The 1,566-nt window shown below is 61.5% G+C and carries 2 protein-coding genes; one reads left to right on the top strand and one right to left on the bottom strand.

Translation table 11 applies throughout. The features are described from left to right. Positions 1 to 630: 630 nt before the first annotated feature. Positions 631 to 819, bottom strand: coding sequence for a hypothetical protein (locus AC1DDA_RS27345; RefSeq protein ID WP_476798085.1), 189 nt, complete (start codon positions 817 to 819; stop codon positions 631 to 633). Between the two features lie 64 nt (positions 820 to 883). On the opposite strand from AC1DDA_RS27345, the gene AC1DDA_RS27350 reads away from it, so the two are divergent. Further along, positions 884 to 1,009 carry a hypothetical protein gene (locus AC1DDA_RS27350; protein WP_476798086.1) on the top strand — a complete coding sequence of 42 codons (126 nt, stop codon included), beginning with the start codon at positions 884 to 886 and terminating at the stop codon, positions 1,007 to 1,009. Positions 1,010 to 1,566: the final 557 nt, after the last annotated feature.

A 1,566-nucleotide genomic window follows, 5' to 3' on the forward strand; every position in this document is an offset into this window, starting at 1 on the left:
AGGAGGGCCGCCCCTTTACGAGGGAGAGGCGACGGCCGGGATTAGGACATCCATCTGCCGAAGTACCAGCCGAATCCGACTGCAAAAAGCATCCCGGCYGAGACACAGATCAACAGGACCATGGTTCCCAGGGAACCATCGAGATTAGCCTGAGTTCCGCGCCTCTACGAAACCAACGTTCAGCTCCAGCGTCTGCTCGCTGGCCCGACAATATAGGCAGTCCCCCCACAAAAAAACGGCCCGGCGCCGCGGGAGAAGGCCGGGCCACGTTCAGGGATCAAGCCGCTCAAGCCGGCAGCCATCTTGCGGCGGTGAGCCGCTCGATTTCAGGAAGGACCAGTGCGCGAGCGGCCCTCAAGCCAATCGATCCTCCGCTGCATGTTCAAGAGAGCGTCCCGAAGGCTGAAGGTGTCGCCGATCCGAGGCAAATCGATATCGCCAAGGCGCTTCGCAGCGCCCTTGAAGGTCACCAGACAATGCTCCAGGAATGAAAAAGCCCGCGCGCGGCGGGCGAGGAAATCGGGCGCGGCCGGTCACAGAATGATCGCGTCAGCGCTGCATCGGGATCACCCAATGGCCATCGCATGCGCCTCTCATTGGCCGATCGAAGGATCGGAGAAAGCGTATGACCTATGCCTGTGCCGTTGCCGGCGTCGCGATCAGCCTTCTGCTCGTGACCAACAAGGGTCTGCCGACGAAGAAGGAGAGCTGCGCCAAAACGCCGAAGGGGTCCGTGGTCGCCTTATTGGACTGCGGGCCACGGCCAACAACAAGCGAATAGCCGGCGACCAGCCCCCGGCGTGCTGCGGTCGTGTCCATCAAATGCTCCGGATGTGATGCGGAACCCCACCCAACGCGTGAGGGTTAAGTTGAGGAGATTTCAATGATCGCAGCGGAGGTCCGCATGCTGATCCCGGTAACGCTAATCGCGACGCTGCTGATCGCAGCAACAGTCTGTTTCGTGATCCTGGCCATTTCGACCGGAACGAACCGCCGCTGGCCTCGCTAGGCCTGGCCCTCCCCTCGAAGTGCCCCATGAAGCGGCCAAAGCTCCGACTTTGGAGAGCAGCCAGAGACCTGGCGGGACTGTCAGCTCACGACCCTCTCCCGACATACGGAAGGTCTGCTTCCCGGCAAGGCATCGAACGCGCATTCGTAGGCGGGTTCATCCGGGGATCTCAAGCGCAGGTGCTGGAGGTTCGCAGTCCCAGCAGCCCAGCGCCGCCCCCGGATGAACAACCTTCATAGCTTCGACAGCTAGCTACCGCAGCCCACGCAACTTGCGACATTCTGCGTCGAAGAAGGGGTTGTTCATGTTCTTGGGAACCAGAGCGAAGACGTATTTCCTGCCCTGAGCCTGAACTTCTCCTCCGGCAGCGAGCAGTGCGAGCGCGGCGACACCTAAAGTCAGCGTTTTAGCCGCTTTCGACGTCATCGCTGGAACCCAGTCCGACGAGAAAGGCGGTTTCGATACCTTTGGCCGGCGACCCTTTCGCCAGGGCCTCGTGCATCTGCGCTGCTTCATCGCCGAGAAGGTTCTGGAGAACCGGGAGGGCGGCTCGACGC

The sequence above is a fragment of the Allobosea sp. 10N428 genome, assembly GCF_056394545.1.